This is a genomic window from Caballeronia sp. AZ10_KS36 (genome assembly GCF_023631105.1).
Lineage (GTDB): Bacteria > Pseudomonadota > Gammaproteobacteria > Burkholderiales > Burkholderiaceae > Caballeronia.
Window position 1 is genome coordinate 1 of record NZ_JALQDQ010000068.1, and the last position, 894, is coordinate 894.

The window sequence follows — 894 nt, forward strand, 5'->3', positions numbered from 1 at the left end:
GGGGTCTAGCATGGCTGAAGCCGTAAAAAAACCAAGGCCCGAGTACCGGAACATCGGGCTTGGACAGATCGCGAAGTATCGCTTGCCGTGGGCGGGCAAGGTGTCCATTCTGCATCGCATCAGCGGTCTGTTGCTCTTCATCGCGCTGCCCTTTCTGCTGTATCTGCTCGACCAGAGCCTCACGTCCGAGATCAGCTTCGACGCGTTCAAGGGCTTTCTCGCGCACCCCATCGTCAAGATCATCACGCTCGTGCTGTCGTGGGCGTATCTGCATCACTTCTGCGCGGGTATCCGCTTTCTCGTGCTCGACATGCACGTCGCGGTGAACAAGGAAGGCGGACGGCAGACCGCCATCGCGGTGCTGGTCGTGTCGCTCGTGCTGACGCTTGTCGTCGCGCTAAAACTTTTCGGAGCCTTCTAACATGGGAACGCAAAACCGGGTCGGCCCGAAGCGCCTCGTCGTGGGCGCGCATTACGGCACAGGCGAATGGCTCGCGCAACGCGTGACGGCCGTCGCCGTGGCGGTGTACACGCTCTTGCTGCTCGTGCTCTTTTTCGGCGCGCATAACTTCTCTTACGAAGGCTGGGCCGGCATCTTCGCGATGCAGTGGATGAAGCTCGCCACCTTCGTCGCCTTGCTCTCGCTCTTCTATCACGCGTGGGTCGGCATGCGCGACATCTGGATGGATTACGTGAAGCCCGTCGGATTGCGCCTGGGCCTGCTGGTGCTCACCGTCCTGTGGCTTCTCGGATGCGCCGGCTACGCTGCACAGATTCTCTGGAGAGTTTAAAGAACATGGCTGCAATCAAGACTTCCTTGCCGCGTCGGCGCTTCGACGTGGTGATCGTGGGCGCGGGCGGCTCGGGCATGCGCGCGTCGCTGCAGCTCGCGCG

2 protein-coding genes are annotated in these 894 nt (G+C 61.5%); both read left to right on the forward strand.

The genetic code is table 11. The features are described 5' to 3' along the window. The first annotated feature begins 10 nt into the window (after positions 1-10). Entirely contained in the window at positions 11-421 is a 411-nt protein-coding gene (gene sdhC, locus NCR35_RS29740; protein WP_244851419.1) for a succinate dehydrogenase, cytochrome b556 subunit, read from the forward strand. Position 422: 1 nt separating this feature from the next. Continuing rightward, positions 423-791 carry a succinate dehydrogenase, hydrophobic membrane anchor protein gene (sdhD, locus tag NCR35_RS29745; protein ID WP_244849780.1) on the forward strand — a complete coding sequence of 123 codons (369 nt, stop codon included), beginning with the start codon at positions 423-425 and terminating at the stop codon, positions 789-791. Positions 792-894: the final 103 nt, after the last annotated feature.

Coding starts and splice junctions, on each gene's coding strand:
- sdhC (WP_244851419.1), top strand. CDS start 11: ATGGCTGAAGCCGTAAAAAAACCAAGGCCCGAGTACCGGAACATCGGG.
- sdhD (WP_244849780.1), top strand. CDS start 423: ATGGGAACGCAAAACCGGGTCGGCCCGAAGCGCCTCGTCGTGGGCGCG.